The sequence below is a fragment of the Mycobacterium stomatepiae genome (assembly GCF_010731715.1).
In the GTDB taxonomy this organism is placed as follows: Bacteria; Actinomycetota; Actinomycetes; order Mycobacteriales; family Mycobacteriaceae; genus Mycobacterium; species Mycobacterium stomatepiae.
The window spans coordinates 2,257,749-2,275,868 of sequence record NZ_AP022587.1; the positions used below are offsets into that span (position 1 = coordinate 2,257,749).

Here is an 18,120-nt window from a genome sequence, read left to right on the forward strand (position 1 = left end):
ATGACAAGTGCGGCCAAAACCGAGACCGGTGGCGAGACGACGCCGCCCGACATGGTCAAGCTCACCATCGATGGCAACGAAATCACGGTTCCCAAAGGAACACTGGTGATTCGCGCGGCCGAGTTGATGGGCATCCAGATTCCCCGGTTCTGTGATCATCCGCTACTGGATCCGGTCGGCGCCTGCCGCCAGTGCATGGTCGAGGTCGAGGGTCAGCGCAAGCCGATGGCGTCGTGCACGATCGTCTGCACCGAAGACATGGTGGTGCGCACCCAGCTGACCTCCGAGGCCGCGGACAAGGCGCAGCACGGCGTGATGGAGCTGCTGCTGATCAACCACCCGCTCGACTGCCCGATGTGCGACAAGGGCGGCGAATGTCCGCTGCAGAACCAGGCAATGTCCAACGGTCGCACCGATTCTCGATTCGAAGACGTCAAGCGCACCTTCGCCAAGCCGATCAACATCTCCTCGCAGGTGCTGCTGGACCGCGAACGGTGCATCCTGTGCGCGCGCTGCACGCGGTTCTCCGAGCAGATCGCCGGCGATCCGTTCATAGACATGCAGGAGCGCGGCGCCCTGCAACAGGTCGGCATCTACGCCAACGAGCCGTTCGACTCCTACTTCTCGGGCAACACCGTGCAGATCTGCCCGGTGGGCGCCCTGACCGGCACCGCCTACCGATTCCGGGCGCGCCCTTTCGATCTGGTCTCCAGCCCCAGCGTGTGCGAGCACTGCGCCGGCGGCTGCGCCGAGCGCACCGACCACCGCCGCGGCAAGGTGTTGCGCCGTCTTGCCGGTGACGACCCCGAGGTCAACGAGGAGTGGAACTGCGACAAGGGCCGGTGGGCTTTCCGCTACGACACCCAGCCCGACGTGCTCACCACTCCCCTGGTCCGGGACGCCGACGGCACGCTACAGCCGGCATCGTGGGCGCACGCGATCGTGGCGGCCACCCAGGCATTCGAGGCGGCCCGCGGCCGCACCGGCGTACTCGTCGGCGGTCGAGGCACCTGGGAAGACGCCTACGCCTACTCAAAGTTCGCACGAATCGTGTTGGACACCAACGATATTGACTTCCGCGCCCGTCCCTGTTCGGCCGAAGAGGCGGAGTTCCTGGCAGCCCGCATCGCGGGTCAGCCGCTCACGGTCAGCTTCGCCGATTTGGAATCCGCGCCGGTGGTCGTGCTGGTCGGGTTGGAGCCCGAGGACGAGGCACCGATCGTGTTCCTGCGGCTGCGCAAGGCCGCCCGCAAGCGCGGCGTGCCGATCTACGCGGTGGCACCGTTCGCCACTCGCGCGCTGACGAAGATGTCGGGCCGGCTGCTGCAGACCGTGCCCGGCGCCGAACCGGCCATGCTGGACGGCCTGGCCACCGGCGAGGTGGGCGAGCTGTTGTCGAAGACCGGAGCGGTCATCATGGTCGGCGAACGCCTGGCCACGGTGCCGGGCGGATTGTCCGCGGCGGCCCGGCTCGCCGATGCCACCGGGGCCCGGCTGGCCTGGGTGCCGCGCCGCGCCGGTGAACGCGGCGCGCTGGAAGCCGGCGCATTGCCCGGGCTGCTGCCCGGTGGTCGCCTGGTCGCCGACGAAACCCAGCGCGCCGAAGTGGCCGCGGCGTGGAACGTCGACGAATTGCCATCCGCCGCCGGGCGTGACGTGGACGGCATCCTGGCCGCCGCGGCGGACGGAAGCCTGGGCGCGTTGCTGGTCGGCGGTATCGAGCCCGCCGACTTCGCTGATCCCGATGCGGTACTCGCGGCGCTGGACAAGGCGAACTTCGTGGTCAGCCTGGAACTGCGGCACAGCGAGGTCACCGAACGCGCCGACGTGGTGTTCCCGGTCGCGCCCACCACCCAGAAGGCCGGTGCATTCGTCAACTGGGAAGGCCGTTTCCGGCCCTTCGAACCTGCCCTGCACGGCAGCACCCAGCGGGCCACCCAGTCCGATCATCAGGTGCTCGACACGCTGGCCGACGAAATGGGCGTCTACCTGGGCATGACCGGCGTCCAGGCGCCCCGCGAACAAATCTCGGCGCTGGGCAACTGGGAGGGTGAGCGCGCCAGCGGCGCAACGGTCCAGGCACCGGAGCCGCCGCAGCCCGCCAAGGGCGAAGCCGTACTCACCGGCTGGCGGATGATGCTCGACAACGGCCGGGCTCAAGACGGCGAACCGCATCTGGCGGGAACGGCACGCAAGCCCGTCGCGCGGCTGTCGGCCGGCACCGCGACCGAGATCGGCGCGGCCGAGGGCGACACCGTCACGGTCAGCACGCCGCGCGGATCAATCAGCTTGCCGCTGGCCATCACTGACATGCCCGACCGGGTGGTGTGGCTGCCGCTGAACTCGCCGGGGTCCGCGGTGCAGCGGCAGCTGGGCGTCACGATCGGCAACGTCGTGAAGATCGGAGTGGGCAAATGAGCGACTTCGGGCATGACCCCTGGTGGCTGGTGCTCGGCAAGGCGCTCGCCATCTTCGTGTTCCTGATGCTGAACGTATTGCTCGCAATCCTGCTCGAGCGCAAGATCCTTGGCTGGATGCAGCTGCGGCCCGGCCCTAACCGGGCGGGCCCGTGGGGCGCCTTGCAGAGCCTGGCCGACGGGATCAAGCTGGCGCTCAAGGAAAGCATCACTCCCCGCGGCGTCGACTGGTTCGTCTACATGGCGGCACCGGTCATCTCGACGATCCCCGCGTTCACCGCGTTCGCGTTCATCCCGTTCGGTCCCGAGGTATCGGTGTTCGGACACCGCACCCCGTTGCAACTGACCGACATGCCGGCCGCGGTGCTGTTTATCCTGGGGCTGTCGGCGATAGGCGTCTACGGCATCGTGCTGGGCGGCTGGGCATCCGGCTCGACATACCCGCTGCTGGGCGGGGTGCGATCCACCGCGCAGGTCATCTCCTACGAGGTGTCGATGGGGCTGTCGTTCGCGGCGGTCTTCCTGTTCGCGGGGACCATGTCGACGTCCGGAATCATCAAGGCGCAGGATGGCGTCTGGTACGTATTCCTGCTGCTGCCGTCATTCATCATCTACCTGATCTCGATGGTCGGCGAAACCAACCGCGCCCCCTTCGATTTGCCCGAGGCCGAGGGCGAACTGGTCGCCGGCTTCCACACCGAGTACTCGTCGCTGAAGTTCGCGATGTTCATGCTGGCCGAATACGTCAACATGATGACGGTTTCGTCGCTCGCGACGCTGATGTTCTTCGGCGGTTGGCACGCCCCATGGCCGCTGAACATGTGGGATGGCGCCAACAGCGGCTGGTGGCCGGTGCTCTGGTTCACCCTCAAGATGTGGACTTTCCTGTTCATCTACATGTGGCTGCGAGCCAGCCTGCCCCGGCTGCGTTACGACCAGTTCATGGCGTTGGGCTGGAAACTCCTGATCCCCGCGTCCCTGGTCTGGGTGCTGATCGCGGCGGTGATCCGCACGCTGCGCAACCAGGGCTACGCGTATTGGACTCCCCTGCTGGTGGTCTGCAGCCTCGTCTTCGCCGTGGCGCTGATTATGTTGCTGCGCAAGCCATTCAGCACCACACCGGCCAATCGCGCACTGGCGCGAGAACTTCGCAAGCGTAGCGACGCCCTACCGCCGCCACCGGCATTCCCGACGCCACCGCTGCCGGGCAAAGCGCTGACGGCGTCGGGTGCGAGCAAGGAGACAGCACATGGCTAAATTCCTCGACGCCGTGGCCGGATTCGGCGTGACATTCGCCGCGATGTTCAAAAAGACTGTCACCGAGGAGTATCCGGAGAAACCCGGCCCGGTCGCCCCGCGCTATCACGGCCGTCATCAGCTCAACCGGTATCCCGACGGGCTGGAGAAGTGCATCGGCTGCGAGCTGTGCGCCTGGGCCTGCCCGGCCGACGCGATCTACGTCGAGGGCGCCGACAACACCGACGAGGCAAGGTTTTCGCCGGGTGAGCGTTACGGCCGGGTCTACCAGATCAACTATCTGCGCTGCATCGGCTGCGGTCTGTGCATCGAGGCGTGCCCCACGCGCGCGCTGACGATGACCAACGACTACGAAATGGCCGACGACAACCGCGCCGACCTGATCTACGAGAAGGACCGGTTGCTCGCGCCGCTGCTGCAGAACATGCTCGCGCCGCCGCACCCGCGGACCGAGGGTGCCACCGACAAGGACTACTACCAGGGCAACGTCACGGCGGATGGCTTGCGCGTCAACCAAAAGAGCGGGGACGCACGGTGACCGCCGTACTTGCCACCAACTTGGCGACCGATGTCATCGTTCGCACCTCCACCGGCGAAGCGGTGGCCTTCTGGTTGCTGGGCGCGCTGGCCGTGATCGGCGCGATCGGAGTGGTCACGGCCGTCAACGCCGTGTACTCGGCGATGTTCCTGGCGATGACGATGATCATCCTGGCGATCTTCTACATGATCCAGGACGCACTGTTCCTGGGTGTGGTCCAGGTCGTCGTCTACACCGGCGCGGTGATGATGCTGTTCTTGTTCGTGCTGATGCTGATCGGCGTGGACTCCGCGGAATCGTTGAAGGAAACGCTGCGCGGACAGCGCGTCGCCGCGGTGGTCACCGGGGTCGGATTCGGCATTCTGCTGGTCGCGGCGATCGGCAAGGTGACGACCGGGGGCTTCGTCGGGCTGACCACCGCGAACGCCAACGGCAACGTCGAAGGCCTGGCGGCACTGATCTTTTCGCGTTATCTGTGGGCGTTCGAGCTGACCAGCGCGCTGCTGATCACCGCCGCGGTCGGGGCGATGGTGCTCGCGCACCGCGAGCGGTTCGAACGGCGCAAGACGCAGCGCGAGCTTTCCGAGGAGCGGTTCCGTTCGGGCCGCCCGACCCCGCTGCCCAACCCCGGCGTGTACGCACGCCACAACGCGGTGGACGTGGCGGCGCTGCTGCCCGACGGCTCGTACGCGGACGACTCGGTGTCGAGCATGCTGCGAACCCGCGGCGCGGACGGCAAAGAAACTCCCCGCCGGCAAGCCATCAAAGGCGGTGCATCGTGAATCCGGCTAACTACCTTTACCTTTCGGCACTGCTGTTCACGATCGGCGCCTCCGGTGTGCTGTTGCGCCGCAACGCCATCGTGATGTTCATGTGCGTCGAGTTGATGCTCAACGCGGTGAACCTGGCGTTCGTCACCTTCGCGCGCATGCACGGCCACCTGGACGGCCAGATGATCGCGTTCTTCACGATGGTGGTGGCCGCGTGCGAGGTCGTCATCGGCCTGGCCATCATCATGACGATTTTCCGTGCCCGCAAATCGGCGTCGGTCGACGACGCGAACCTACTCAAAGGGTAGAAGAACGCCGCCGTGACAAACATCGCACACTTGACCTGGTTGCTCGTGGCACTACCGCTGGCGGGTGCCACAATCTTGCTGTTCGGCGGCAGACGCGCCGACCCATGGGGGCATTGGCTGGGCGTCATCGCCGCACTGGGGGCGTTCGGGGTGGGCGCCACGCTGCTGTCGGACTTGCTGAGCCGCGACAGTGAGCACCGCACCATCCACCAGACGGTGTTCACCTGGATCCCGGTAGACCAATTCCAGGTCGACTTCGGGTTGCAGATCGACCAGTTGTCAATCTGTTTCGTGTTGCTGATCTCCGGCGTGGGGTCGCTGATCCACATCTACTCGGTCGCCTACATGGCCGAAGACCCGGACCGCCGAAGGTTTTTCGGATACCTCAACCTGTTCCTGGCCGCGATGCTGCTGCTGGTCGTTGCCGACAACTACCTGATGCTCTACGTCGGCTGGGAAGGCGTCGGACTGGCGTCCTACCTGTTGATCGGCTTCTGGTATCACAAGCCGTCGGCGGCCACTGCCGCCAAGAAGGCGTTCGTGATGAACCGGGTCGGCGACGCCGGCCTGGCTCTGGCCATGTTCATCATGTTCAGCACGTTCGGAACGCTGTCGTACGCCGGTGTTTTCGCCGGCGCCCCGGCGGCCGGCCGTGGCGTGCTGACGGCGATGGGATTGCTGCTGTTGGTGGGCGCCTGCGGCAAGTCAGCGCAGGTTCCGCTACAGGCCTGGTTGGGTGACGCGATGGAGGGCCCCACCCCGGTGTCCGCGCTGATCCACGCGGCGACCATGGTGACCGCCGGCGTGTACCTGATCGTGCGGTCCAATCCGCTCTACAACCTCGCTCCCGGAGCGCAACTCGGCGTCGTCATCGTCGGCGCCGTAACGCTGATGTTCGGAGCGTTCATCGGCTGCGCGAAGGACGACATCAAGCGCGCGCTGGCGGCGTCGACGATGAGCCAGATCGGCTACATGGTGCTGGCCGCGGGACTCGGACCCGCCGGTTACGCGTTCGCGATCATGCACCTGCTCACCCATGGCTTCTTCAAGGCCGGCCTATTCCTCGGGTCGGGCTCGATCATCCACGCGATGCACGAAGAACAGGACATGCGCCGCTACGGCGGGCTGCGTGCCGCCGTGCCCGTCACGTTCATCACCTTCGGCCTGGGCTACCTGGCAATCATCGGCGTGCCGCCGTTCGCGGGCTTCTACTCCAAGGACGCGATCATCGAGGCGGCATTGGGCGCCGGCGGCGTCCGCGGCTACACCCTGGGCGGGGCCGCGCTGCTGGGCGCGGGCATTACCGCGTTCTACATGACCCGGGTGATGCTGATGACCTTCTTCGGCGAAAAGCGTTGGGCGCCAGGCAGCCACCCGCACGAGGCACCCGCCCTGATGAGCGGGCCGATGATCCTGCTCGCCTTCGGCTCGGTATTGTCCGGCGGCCTGTTCGCCATCGGGGGCACCCTGCCGCACTGGCTGGAACCGGTTGTCGGAGCGCACGAAGAAAGCACGCACCCGCTTCCGGCCTGGGTCAACACCGCGCTGGCGCTCGGCGTGGTCGCGGTTGGAATCGCAGTGGCTTATCAGAAGTACGGCAGGGCTGAGATTCCCAGAGTTGCTCCCGTCCAGGCGTCGGCACTCACCACGGCCGCACGCAGAGACCTGTACGGCGACGCCTTCAACGAGGAGGTATTCATGCGCCCTGGCGCGCAGTTGACCGACGCGCTGGTCGAAGCCGACGACGCGGGTGTGGACGGCTCGGTCAACGCGCTGGCCGCGTTGGTCGGCCGAACCTCGAATCGCCTGCGGGGCCTGCAAACCGGCTTCGCGCGCTCCTACGCGTTGTCGATGCTGGCGGGCGCCACCCTACTGGTCGCGGCCATCCTGGCGGTGCAACTGTGGTGAGCTCGCGCGCTGCGACGATGCAGAGCAACAGAGCGATGTGGGGGTACCTCCCGCTTGCGGGGGAGAGGAGCGGCGCTCATGACTAGCGTTCCGTGGCTCTCGGTGCTGTGGCTGGTACCGCTGGCAGGTTCGGTGCTCACCATCCTGCTGCCGCCCGGCCTGAAGCAGCTCGCCAAGTGGACCGGCGTGGTGGTCAGTGTCCTGACACTGGCGGTGGCGCTCGTCGTCGCGCTCGGTTTCAAAACCGGTGGCGCCCCTTACCAATTCCGGGAAAAGCATCCCTGGATTCCGGCGTTCGGCGCCTGCTACAACCTGGGCGTCGACGGCATCGCGGTCATCCTGGTGTTGCTGACCGCCATCCTGATCCCGCTGCTGCTGGTGGCCGGATGGAACGACGGCGGCGAGAGCGCCCGGGGACCACAGGCTTACGTCGCGCTGACACTGGCCATCGAGTCGATGGTGCTGATCTCGGTGATCGCCCTCGACGTCCTGCTGTTCTACGTGTTCTTCGAGGCCATGCTGATCCCGATGTACTTCCTGATCGGCGGGTTCGGCAAGGGAGCCGGGCGGTCGAAGGCCGCGGTGAAGTTCTTGCTGTACAACCTGTTCGGCGGCCTGATCATGCTGGCCGCGGTGATCGGGTTGTATGTGGTGACGGCACAACATGGTTCGGGCACATTCGACTTCCGCGAAATCGTGACCGGCATCTCCTCGGGCCGTTTTGCCGGAGTGGACCCCGCGGTGTTCAAGGCGCTGTTCCTGGGCTTCATGTTCGCCTTCGCCGTCAAGGCCCCGCTCTGGCCGTTCCATCGCTGGCTGCCCGACGCGTGCGTCGAGGCCACTCCGGCGACCGCGGTCTTGATCACCGCGGTGATGGACAAGGTCGGTACGTTCGGGATGCTGCGCTACTGCCTGCAGTTGTTCCCCGACGCCTCAACGTATTTCCGCCCGCTGATCGTGACGTTGGCCATCATCGGGGTGATCTACGGCGCGATCGTCGCGATCGGGCAAAAAGACATGATGCGGCTGATCGCCTACACCTCGATCTCGCACTTCGGGTTCATCATCGCCGGCATTTTCGTGATGACGACCCAGGGACAGAGCGGTTCGACGCTGTACATGCTCAACCACGGCCTGTCGACCGCGGCGGTGTTCCTGATCGCGGGATTCCTGGTCAGCCGGCGCGGCAGCAGGTTGATCGCGGACTACGGCGGGGTGCAGAAGGTGGCGCCGGTGCTGGCCGGCACCTTCCTGGTCTCGGCGATGGCCACGCTGTCGCTGCCCGGCCTCGCGCCGTTCATCAGCGAATTCCTGGTCCTACTGGGCACTTTCAACCGGTACTGGCTCGCCGGCGCGCTTGGGGTCACCGCGCTGGTGCTGGCGGCGATCTACATGCTCTGGCTCTACCAGCGGGTGATGACCGGGCCGGTGGCCGAAGGCAATCAGAAAATCACCGATCTACGGCTGCGCGAACTGATCGTCGTCGCACCGCTGCTGGCGCTGCTGTTCGTCTTCGGCGTCTATCCCAAGCCGGTGCTCGACATCATCAATCCCGCCGTGGACCACACCATGATCACCATCGGCCAGCATGATCCCGCGCCGAGCGTGACCCGCCCCGTTTTGAGGGCGACCCCCGGTACAGCCGAAGGACCGCACCAATGACCCTTCCCACCCCCAGCATCGAGTACTTCCTGCTGTGCCCGATGCTCATCGTCTTTGGTATCGCGGTGGTCGGCGTACTGGTTGAAGCGTTCGTACCCAGGAACATTCGCTACGTATCCCAGGTGACCCTGGCCCTCGGTGGTTTGATCGGGGCGTTCGTCGCCGACATCGCGGTCAGCCGATCCCTTCCGGCGTCGGGTCGCAGCGCGGTGTTGGGCGCAGTGGCCATCGACCGGCCGGCGCTGTATCTGCAAGGCACCGTCGTGCTGGTGGCCGTGCTGGCCGTCATCTTCATCGCCGAGCGCAGCAACATCGCCGCCACCGCCAACAAAGTGAAGGTCGCCGCAGGAGTGTCCGGACCGGCTTCCGGCTTGGACGCGTTCACCCCGCAGGCGTCCGCGGTGCCCGGCAGCGACGCCGAACGTGAGGCCGAACGGGCCGGGGCCACCCAGACCGAACTCTTCCCGCTCCTAATGCTGTCCGTCGGCGGCATGATGGTGTTCCCCGCGGCCAATGACCTCTTGACGATGTTCGTCGCGCTGGAAGTGCTGTCGCTGCCGCTGTACCTGATGTGCGGTCTGGCGCGTCACCGCCGGCTGCTGTCGCAGGAAGCGGCGATGAAGTACTTCCTGCTGGGCGCCTTCTCCTCGGCGTTCTTCCTCTACGGCGTGGCGCTGCTCTACGGCGCTACCGGAACGCTTTTGCTGCCCGGCATCCGGGATGCGCTTGCCGCCCATGGTGATAGCTCGATGGCGTTGGTCGGCGTCGCGCTGCTGTCGGTCGGTCTGCTGTTCAAAGTGGGTGCGGTGCCATTCCACTCGTGGATTCCCGACGTGTATCAGGGCGCACCGACGCCGATCACCGGTTTCATGGCGGCGGCCACCAAGGTCGCGGCATTCGGCGCACTGCTGCGAGTCGTCTACGTCGCGTTGCCGCCACTGCACCACGAGTGGCGTCCCGTGCTGTGGTCGATCGCAATCCTGACGATGGCCGTCGGCACCGTCACCGCGGTCAACCAGGTCGACGTCAAACGTATGCTGGCCTATTCGTCGGTCGCCCACGTCGGTTTCATCCTCACCGGTGTGATCGCCGACAACCAGGCCGGTCTTGCGGCGACCTTGTTCTACCTGGTGGCCTACAGCTTCAGCACGGTCGGCGCGTTCGCCATCGTCGGTCTGATTCGCAACTCCGACGGCATCGAGGACGCAAGACTGTCGCACTGGGCCGGGCTTGGGCAGCGTTCTCCCATTGTGGGCGTGATGCTTTCGATGTTCTTGCTAGCCTTTGCCGGTATCCCGTTAACCAGTGGATTCATCAGCAAGCTCACGGTGTTCAAGGCCGCCGCCCAAGGTGGCGCCGTGCCGTTGGTCATCATCGGTGTGATCGCCAGCGGAGTCGCCGCGTATTTCTACGTGCGGGTGATCGTGCTGATGTTCTTCACCGAACCGGCCGACAACACCCCACAGGTCGTGGCCCCGGGCATCCTGAGCAAGATCGCGATCGCGCTCTGTGCCGCGATCACCGTGATTCTGGGGATCTTCCCGCAACCGCTGCTCGACCTCGCCGATCGCGCCGCACAGTTGCTGCAGTAATTGCAGACGCGGCAGCAGGCCACCACTTGGCCAGCTGCACCAATTCGCGGGTTTCCTGCTCGAGGGTTGTTGCCCGGGAGGTGACGATGTGCGTTGCATCGATTCGTTGGGCAGCGAGTCCCGAGGCTTTGGCGTCGGCCGCGTGGGCTAATTGCAGGGCCAGGGTCGCCGTGTCGCGATCGGTCGAGGGGATGGAATGCGCCGCGACGAATTCATCGACTTGGTGCGAGGAGACGTCACGCGCGTAGGGCCGTAGCTGCAATATGAGATCCCGTATTTCGACGACCGTCTGATGGAGTTGCAGTGTCGTCTTACGGCGCCGGACACCGTCTTGCTGCAAATCGAACGAACTCTCCGGCGCGGCTTGGCGCAGGCTGTTCCGCAGCGGTTGCAGTTTGCGCCATTGCCGACTAACGGGATCCAGCCCGCCACGGGCGATAATCGCCAGCAGGCACGGGACCGCGGCGAGCGCGGTACAGCCGACGGCTTCCCAGAAAAAGTACACGCCGTGGACTTTGACCCGGTACGCGCCGGTATGCAGCCACCCCAGCTGTTCAAACACCAGCAGTAGCAGCGATTCTAGGGTGACCCATCCGATGGCCAGTGCCAATGCCACCCCGCAGGCGGCGATCAGGCGTTCGCGACGCGGCGCACCCCGGCGGGTCAGCTCCCGGATGCTCAGTCGCATCAGTTGGACGACCAACACGAGGAACATCGTCGAATAGAAACAATAAGCGAGCACTCCATCCCACCCGCCGCAAACTTCGACGGGCTCTGCCGCGATCCGGGCCCGTGCTGCCGCAACGAGATAGCCGATCACCAATAGTATTGCCGCACAACGGTAGTAGCGATGTCGACGGCGGATGTCGGGTCCAGATAGTCCTGACCACATCATCGTGAAACCGATGAATTCCGTGCTGCCGAAGACCAGGACCACCGCCGCCAGTTGCTGTGCGGTGGTGACGGTGATCAGCGCAGCATCCGAAAGCAGTTGTTGGACAACGTGCTCGCGCAGCAGCTGGGCCGTCAGCAGGATCGCCAGCGTGTTATTCAGATAGGTGTCATACAGACTCGTGTTGAACCACACGTAGCGCGAGACCACGACGATCGCCATGAACAGGATCAGCGGCCAAGCGACCGCCGGGGGCACGGTGCTGGTCATCGCGAGCGGAAGAACACGCTGCGCATGACCGAGCGTTGCGCACCGGCATCGGCGGCGGCAATCATCAGGACCGAGGCGAACGTCTCGGCGTCACGTTCCTGGGCACTGGCGTAGTCGGTGCGGCCCAACACCGATCGCACGGTGGCCGGGTCGAGGTCAGGCAGCAGCGTGGCGCACATGCGGCTGTGCGCAGAGCCCGGAGGCTCACTAATGTGCGGCTGGTCGTGGCCGAGCACCATGTGCCCAATTTCGTGGCAGACGATCTGGTCCATGTGGTACTCGGAGGTGCCGATGTCGTGGACGATCACATCGTCGGTGTCGCGTTTTAGCCACAAACCGCACGGGCTACCGGCAAGCGCCGGTGTGGGTGTTGGTATTAGGCGAATCGGTCGGCCCCGCATCCGGGCCACATTGTCCACGAACTGGTGACGGTCCCACGGCACAGGGATCGGCATCCGGCGGGCTAGCGCCAGCAATTCGGTGTCAGGAGTGGTCATCTCCGCCCCCAGGTGCCGGCTCGAGAGGAGGCAGCTTCTCCAGCTCGCGGACATGGTCGACCATCGCCACTAGATTGGTAAGCGCCGCACCCGTTAGCCCGGAAGCGCGCGTGGCCAGATCCCGCACGCCCGCATCGCGCAGTGCTTGCAACAGGCCCAGCTGCGCTTCGAGGTGTTCGTCAACCTCCGCATCGATCAAATACGATGCAGACACACCGAAAAACTCCGCGATCGCACGTAGATGCGCCACCGTCGGATTGGTTTTCAGTCCGCTGCGCAGCTGCCACAAGTACGCCGGACTGATCGAAACGCCAGTCTTTTCCGTAATGGCCTCGGCAGCAGCGGCATTCGATAGCACCGGCTCCGATGGGCTATGCATGACCTCGAACAACTTGTTGAGCTTGTCCGCCAAATCCGTTGTGGAAACTTGGCCGTCCGTGCTGGTTCGACGCCGGGTCACCATACCTCCGTTCACACCGACACCCCCACTCGTACACCCATGTTAAGGCAGGATGCGGGAAATCGGCTGGGTCGTTATTCGGCCCGCCGGTCCCGTTGACCTACGCCAATTCTCGGTGTTGCCCCCAACCCAAGGGGCCGACTACCTACCGGTCGCCATCCTCCAGGACCGAATCGGTTTGAGTTTCGTCGTCGATATGGCGGTCCGCTCGATCAGCCCGGTCAGTCAACGGTGTACGACAGCGCATCGAGCGCGTCCAAGAGGGCGTCGACGTTGAGCTGGGGTTGGATTCCCGAGGTTCCCGACAGGCCTGGCGCGGCCAACAAGCTAAGGAGTTCCGGCTGAGCTGCGGGAGCCGGGGGCGTCGGTAGAGTCCCGGGAGCCACGGTAACGGGGCCGAAGAACCCGCCGCGGCCGGCGAAGCCACCAGGGCCGACGGTGACGATATCGCCGGGACCGACGGTCAGCGTGCCCCCGGATTCGACGGGGACGGTGCTGCCGGCGTTGACCGTGAGATAACCACCGCCGTTGATAGCAAGGGTGCCACCATCGCCGACGGTCAGGACGGTGCCGGGGTCGAGCGTGATGGCACCGCCGGACTCGACTGTGAGGATGCCGCCGTCATCGAGCGTGATCACGCCACCGGACTCAACGGTCAAGGTGCTGCCGTCGTAGAGGATCAGGGTGCCGCTGTTGGTCAGATTGCCACCGTTGGTCAGGGCGCCGGCGTCGTTGAGGACGCCGCCGCCTTGGACGGCGAGGGCGCCGTCGGGTCGGACGGTGAGGGTTCCGTAGTCGCCGAGCGTGCCGTAGTCGCTGAGGGATCCGCCGGCGTTCACCGTGAGCGTGCCGTAGTCATTGAGAACGCCACCGGAATCGACGGTCAGGGTGCCGTAATCGTTGAGGACGCCGCCGGAATCGACGGTGAGAGTGCCGTAGTCGCTGAGGGATCCCCCGGCGTTCACCGTGAGGGTCCCGTAGTCGCTGAGGACGCCGCCCGGGTCGACGGTGAGGGTGCCGGTGTTGGTCAGGGTGCCGTCAGCCTGGACGGTGAGCGTGCCGTAGTCGTTGAGGACGCCGCCGGATTCGACGGAGATCGTGCCGCCATCGTTGACAACGCCACCGGTGTCGACGGTCAGGGTCCCCGTGTCATTGAGTGTGCCGCCAGCTTGGACGGCAAGGGTGCCGCCGTCGGTGACAACGCCACCCGTGTCAACGGTAAGGGTCCCCGAATCGGTAAGAGTGCCACCGCTATTAACGGTCAGAGTGCCGTAGTCGTCGAAGACACCACCGGGCTGAATGGAGATCGTGCCGCCGTCGGTGACAACGCCACCGGTGTCAACGGTGAGCGTGCCGGCGTCATGGAGAGTCCCGCCGGCTTGGACGGTAAGGGTGCCGTAGTCGTTGAGAACTCCCCCAGAGTTGACCGACAGGGTGCCGCCGCCGTTCACAGTGAGGGTGCCGGTGTCGTTGAGAGCGCCACCGCTGTTGACAGTGAGGTTTCCCGAATCGATAAGGATACCGCCGGAATTGATGGTGAGGGTGCCGCCGTCGGCGATGGTGCCGCCGGAGCTGACGGTGAGGGTGCCGGAATCGGTGAGAGTACCGCCGGGTTGGACGGTGATGGTGCCGGAATCGTTGAGGACGCCGGCGGGCTGGACGGTAACGCTGCCGTAGTCGTTGAGGACGGCGCCGTGGGTGACGTTGAGGGAACCGTGGCCAGTAACGCTGAGGTAGCCGTTGCCGTTTACGGTCAGCGTCCCCTCGTCGCTGAGCAGACCGCCGGTGTTAGTGAGGGTGCCGTCGTCGATGGTGAGGTTGCCGCCAGCGTTGACGGTGAGGTAGCTGGTGGGGCCGATGTCGAGGTTGCCGCCGTCGGTGATGGTAAGGGTGCCGTAGTCAGTGAGGTTGCCACTGTCGGTGAGGTTACCGCTATTGATCAGGGTGCCGTTGTTGATCAAGACGGCACCGGGGTTGACGGTCAGAGCGTTGTTGTTGACGAAGGCGCCGTTGTTGGTGAGGCTGGCGAGGGGGTCGATAGTGACGGCGCCGGCATTATTGACAGTGCCGGCATTGGTGAGGGTGCCGCTGTCGGTGAGGCTGGCACCGGGGTTGACGGTGACAGCGCCGGCGTTGTTGAGGGTGCCGCCGGATTGGACGGTCACGGTGCCGTAATCGCCAAGCGTGCCACCGGGGTTGACGGCCAGGGTGCCGTAATCGCTCAGGGCGCCGCTGTTGGTGAGAGTGCCGGAGGCGGTGAGAGTGGCGCCGTGATTGATGGCCAGGGCGCCGCCATTAGTGAGGGTGCCAGTGCTTTGGATGTTAAGGGCGCCGCCGTCCGTGAGCGTGGCGCCGTTGTTGACGGTGAGGATGCCGGCGTCGTTCAAGGTGCCGCCGTTAATAGTGAGGCCGCCACTGTTAGTGAGGGTGCCGCCGCTTTGGATGGCGAGGGTGCCGGAGTCGTTGACGACGCCGCCGGGTTGGACGGTGAGGGAGCTGCCGTCGCTGACGGTGAGGGTGCCGGCGTTGTTGAGGGTGCCGTATTCGTTGAGGGTGCCGTACTCGTCGAGGACGGCACCGTTGTGGATGGCGAGAATGCCGGAGTCGTTGACGACGCCGCCGTTGACGTTGAGGGCGCCACCGGTATTAACGGTGACGCCACCGGTGTTGGTGAGAGTGCCGCCGTCGGTGACAGTGCCACCGGAGTCGACAGTGACGGTGCCACCACTGCCGACGGTGAGTGCGCCCGAGTCCGTCAGCGTGCCGCCGCTATTAATGGTGAGAGTGCCAGAATCTGTCAGCATGCCGCCCGAGCTGACGGTGGGACTACCCGAGTCGAGAACGGTGCCGGAGTTGGTGAGGGCACCGCCACCGCTAATCGTGAGGGTGCCGCCGTCCATGAGTGTGCCGCCGGAATCGACGGTGAGCGTGCCGCCGTCGGTGAGGAAACCGCCCGAGTTGACGGTGAGGCTGCCGCTGTCGGTGAGGGTGCCACCGCCGTTGAGGGTCAGGGTGCCGCCGGTGCCGACGGTGAGGCCGCTGTCGGCGTTGAGGGTGACGGTGCCGCCATTGTTGACGATGAGGACTCCATCGGTGCCAACGGTGAGAACGTCGTTGTTGGTCAGGGTGCCATCGGCGCCGACGGTGAGGATGCCGCCGGTGTTGATGTTGCCGCCCACCGTGACGGTGCCGCCGTTGGTGAGGGTGCCGCCCGAGTTGACGGTCACGGTGCCGCTGTCGGTAAGGGCGCCGCCAGAGTTGACGGTGAGGGTGCCGCTGTCGCTCAGAGTGCTGCCGTCGCTGACCATGACGGTGCCAGCGTCCGTCAGGGTGCCTCCGCTGGTGATGGTCAGCGTGCCGGAATCGGTGAGAGTGCCGCCAAAGGAGACGGTGAGGGTACCGCCGTCGCTGAGAGTGCCGCCACTACCGATGGTCAGGGCGCCCGAATCGGTAAGACTGCCACCGCTATTGATCGCGAGGGTGGAGCCGGAGTTGATGGTGACGGTGCCAGAGGAGGAGAGGGCGCCGGAGTCGGTGAGAGTGCCGCCGGAGGAGACGGTGAGGGTGCCGTCGGAGCTGACCATCAGGCTGCCGCCGGAATTGATACTGACGGTGCCGTAGTCGATCAGGGTACCGCCATCGGTGAGGATGCCGCTGATGTCGTCGATGGTGCCACTGATGGTGAGGGTTCCGGTGGGGTCGACGGTGAGGGTACCCCCGCTGTCGATGGTGACGCTGCCGCTGTCGATGGTGAGGGTACCGCTGTCCGTGAGGGTGCCGCTGTCGATGGTCAGGGCGCCGGAGTCGGTGACCGTGAGAGAGCCGCCGTTGGTGAGGGTGCCGGAGTCGCTGAGCGTGACGGTGCCGTAGTCGGTGAGGATGCCGCCGTTGTCGAGGGCGCCGTCGACCGTGAGGGTGCCATCGACGGTGAACGTGCTGCCGTCGCTGACCGTGACGGTGCCGGAGTCGGTGAGGGTACCGCCGGCGTTGACGATGAGGGTGCCGGAGTCGGTGAGGGTTCCGCCGGGGTTGACGGTGAGGTTGCCTGCGTCGATGAGATAGCCGCCGGAGTCGACGGTCAGGGTGCCGGAGTCGCTGAGGTAGCCGCCGTTGGCGAGCATGCCGGAGTCGGTGACGGTGCCGCCGCTGTTGATGTTGAGGGTGCCGGTGTCGGTGAGGGTACCGCCGCCGGCGACCGTAAGGCTGCCGCTGTTGGTGAGCGTCCCGCCCGAGTCGATCGTGAGAGTACCGCTGTCGGTGAGGGTACCGCCGTCGGCGACGGTAAGGCTGCCGCTGTTGGTAAGGGAGCCCGAGTCGGTGAGGACGCCACCGGATTGCACTGTGACGGTGCCACCGTTGGTGAGGGTGCCGCTGTTGGTGAGGGTCCCGCCGTTGGTAACGGTGACGGCGCCGCCGTCGTTGACCAGGATGCCGCTATTGGTGAGGGTGCCGCCGTTGGTGGAAACGCTGACCATACCGCCGGGATTTATAGTGAGCGTGCCGTAGTTGATGACAGTGCCGGCGTTGAGAAAGCTCCCGCTGTTGACGAGGGTCCCACCGGATTCGACGACGACGGTAGTGCCCGGGAAGACCTGGAGGGTGGCGCCGGATTCGAGGGAGACCGCGCCGCCGGATTCCACGGTGAGGAAGGCACCGCCGCCGGGGTTCAAGGCGAGAGTGCCGCCGGATTCGACAATGACGGTGCCGCCGTTTTCTACGGTGATGGAGCCGCTGCCTATGACGTGCAGAACACCACCAGACTCGACCGTGATGGAACTGTAAGTTCCGCCCGGCCCCACGGTCACGCTCGAACCGATGTTGAACACCTGGCCAGACGTGACCGTGAGGGGTTGGCTCGCGGAGTCGGCTGCCGACTGGACTGTTGAATTGGCTGTCGAGCCAAGCTGGGTGAGGGTTTGGGTTTGGGTACTGGTGGCATTGGTGGTCGCCTGAGCGACCGCGCGGGCCTGATCGGCCTGCCCCGACTGGTTGGTGGTCTGCGGAGGATCGTCAAACGGCTTGAGAGCGCTCGTGATTGAGGAGTCGGTAGCGTAGCCGTACATCGCGGTGGCGTCTTGGATCCACATCTGCATGTATTCGGCTTCGGTGGCCGCGATCGCCGGGGTGTTCTGCCCGAGGAGGTTGGTCGCAATCAGCGCCATCAACTGGGCCCGGTTCGCCGCAACCACCGGCGGGGGCACCGTCATCGCGAACGCCGCCTCATACGCCGCCGCCCCATAGGCCTGGGCAGCGGTCTGCCCAGCCGCAGCGGCGCTCGTCTGCAACCATTCCACATAAGGCGTCGCGGCAGTGGTCATCGCTACCGACGCCGGGCCCGACCATGCCTGTCCGGCCAGCCCCGCGATCTGTGATGTGTAGCCGGCCGCAGCGGATTCCAACTCGGCTGCTAACGCGTCCCAGCCCGCCGCGCTCGATAGCAGCGGGCCCGACCCAGGCCCGCTGTACATCAACTCGGAGTTGATCTCGGGCGGCAGCAACCCAAAATCCATGGCCCCGTTTCCCTTCCAGCCATGACGACATACTTGTTC

At 65.5% G+C, this 18,120-nt stretch carries 12 protein-coding genes; 8 read left to right on the forward strand and 4 right to left on the reverse strand.

Translation table 11 applies throughout. The features are described 5' to 3' along the window. The 8 genes from G6N54_RS10755 to nuoN all read left to right on the forward strand — a co-directional run bounded on the left by G6N54_RS10755 (position 1) and on the right by nuoN (position 10,452). Positions 1-2,418: an NADH-quinone oxidoreductase subunit G gene (locus G6N54_RS10755; RefSeq protein ID WP_163790091.1), complete on the forward strand. Its 2,418-nt coding sequence runs from the start codon at positions 1-3 to the stop codon at positions 2,416-2,418. Then, complete coding sequence (nuoH, locus tag G6N54_RS10760; RefSeq protein ID WP_163790092.1) at positions 2,415-3,674, forward strand: NADH-quinone oxidoreductase subunit NuoH; 1,260 nt, start codon at positions 2,415-2,417, stop codon at positions 3,672-3,674. Before G6N54_RS10755 ends, nuoH begins: the two co-directional genes overlap by 4 nt. Continuing rightward, positions 3,667-4,212 (forward strand): NADH-quinone oxidoreductase subunit NuoI, encoded by a 546-nt coding sequence (nuoI, locus tag G6N54_RS10765; RefSeq protein WP_163790094.1) that lies wholly within the window; start codon positions 3,667-3,669, stop codon positions 4,210-4,212. Before nuoH ends, nuoI begins: the two co-directional genes overlap by 8 nt. After that, a complete protein-coding gene (locus tag G6N54_RS10770) occupies positions 4,209-4,994 on the forward strand; it encodes an NADH-quinone oxidoreductase subunit J (RefSeq protein WP_163790097.1) in 786 nt (261 codons plus the stop codon). The genes nuoI and G6N54_RS10770 overlap by 4 nt, the downstream gene beginning before the upstream one ends. Continuing rightward, the gene (gene nuoK, locus G6N54_RS10775) at positions 4,991-5,290 is read left to right on the forward strand and encodes an NADH-quinone oxidoreductase subunit NuoK (protein ID WP_025735676.1); all 300 of its coding nucleotides are present in this window, start codon (positions 4,991-4,993) and stop codon (positions 5,288-5,290) included. The genes G6N54_RS10770 and nuoK overlap by 4 nt, the downstream gene beginning before the upstream one ends. A gap of 21 nt (positions 5,291-5,311) precedes the next feature. Then, complete coding sequence (gene nuoL, locus G6N54_RS10780; protein WP_163794653.1) at positions 5,312-7,198, forward strand: NADH-quinone oxidoreductase subunit L; 1,887 nt, start codon at positions 5,312-5,314, stop codon at positions 7,196-7,198. Between the two features lie 78 nt (positions 7,199-7,276). Next, on the forward strand, positions 7,277-8,860 hold the full coding sequence (locus G6N54_RS10785) for an NADH-quinone oxidoreductase subunit M (protein ID WP_163790099.1): 1,584 nt from the start codon (positions 7,277-7,279) through the stop codon (positions 8,858-8,860). Beyond that, positions 8,857-10,452 (forward strand): NADH-quinone oxidoreductase subunit NuoN, encoded by a 1,596-nt coding sequence (gene nuoN / locus G6N54_RS10790; RefSeq protein ID WP_163790101.1) that lies wholly within the window; start codon positions 8,857-8,859, stop codon positions 10,450-10,452. The genes G6N54_RS10785 and nuoN overlap by 4 nt, the downstream gene beginning before the upstream one ends. Here nuoN and G6N54_RS10795 read toward each other — a convergent pair. From G6N54_RS10795 to G6N54_RS10810, 4 genes are all read right to left on the reverse strand, one after another. Next, positions 10,379-11,614 (reverse strand): DUF6545 domain-containing protein, encoded by a 1,236-nt coding sequence (locus tag G6N54_RS10795; protein WP_163790103.1) that lies wholly within the window; start codon positions 11,612-11,614, stop codon positions 10,379-10,381. The genes nuoN and G6N54_RS10795 overlap by 74 nt on opposite strands. Beyond that, entirely contained in the window at positions 11,611-12,111 is a 501-nt protein-coding gene (locus G6N54_RS10800; protein WP_163790104.1) for a hypothetical protein, read from the reverse strand. The genes G6N54_RS10795 and G6N54_RS10800 overlap by 4 nt, the downstream gene beginning before the upstream one ends. Then, complete coding sequence (locus G6N54_RS10805; protein WP_163790107.1) at positions 12,098-12,574, reverse strand: helix-turn-helix domain-containing protein; 477 nt, start codon at positions 12,572-12,574, stop codon at positions 12,098-12,100. Before G6N54_RS10805 ends, G6N54_RS10800 begins: the two co-directional genes overlap by 14 nt. A 218-nt stretch (positions 12,575-12,792) precedes the next feature. After that, positions 12,793-18,081, reverse strand: coding sequence for a beta strand repeat-containing protein (locus G6N54_RS10810; RefSeq protein WP_163790108.1), 5,289 nt, complete (start codon positions 18,079-18,081; stop codon positions 12,793-12,795). Positions 18,082-18,120 lie beyond the last annotated feature (39 nt).

Excerpts from the sequence above, each read along its gene's own strand:
- G6N54_RS10755 (WP_163790091.1), top strand. The coding sequence starts at position 1 with ATGACAAGTGCGGCCAAAACCGAGACCGGTGGCGAGACGACGCCGCCC.
- nuoH (WP_163790092.1), top strand. The coding sequence starts at position 2,415 with ATGAGCGACTTCGGGCATGACCCCTGGTGGCTGGTGCTCGGCAAGGCG.
- nuoI (WP_163790094.1), top strand. The coding sequence starts at position 3,667 with ATGGCTAAATTCCTCGACGCCGTGGCCGGATTCGGCGTGACATTCGCC.
- G6N54_RS10785 (WP_163790099.1), top strand. The coding sequence starts at position 7,277 with ATGACTAGCGTTCCGTGGCTCTCGGTGCTGTGGCTGGTACCGCTGGCA.
- nuoN (WP_163790101.1), top strand. The coding sequence starts at position 8,857 with ATGACCCTTCCCACCCCCAGCATCGAGTACTTCCTGCTGTGCCCGATG.
- G6N54_RS10795 (WP_163790103.1), bottom strand. The coding sequence starts at position 11,614 with ATGACCAGCACCGTGCCCCCGGCGGTCGCTTGGCCGCTGATCCTGTTC.
- G6N54_RS10800 (WP_163790104.1), bottom strand. The coding sequence starts at position 12,111 with ATGACCACTCCTGACACCGAATTGCTGGCGCTAGCCCGCCGGATGCCG.
- G6N54_RS10805 (WP_163790107.1), bottom strand. The coding sequence starts at position 12,574 with ATGGTGACCCGGCGTCGAACCAGCACGGACGGCCAAGTTTCCACAACG.
- G6N54_RS10810 (WP_163790108.1), bottom strand. The coding sequence starts at position 18,081 with ATGGATTTTGGGTTGCTGCCGCCCGAGATCAACTCCGAGTTGATGTAC.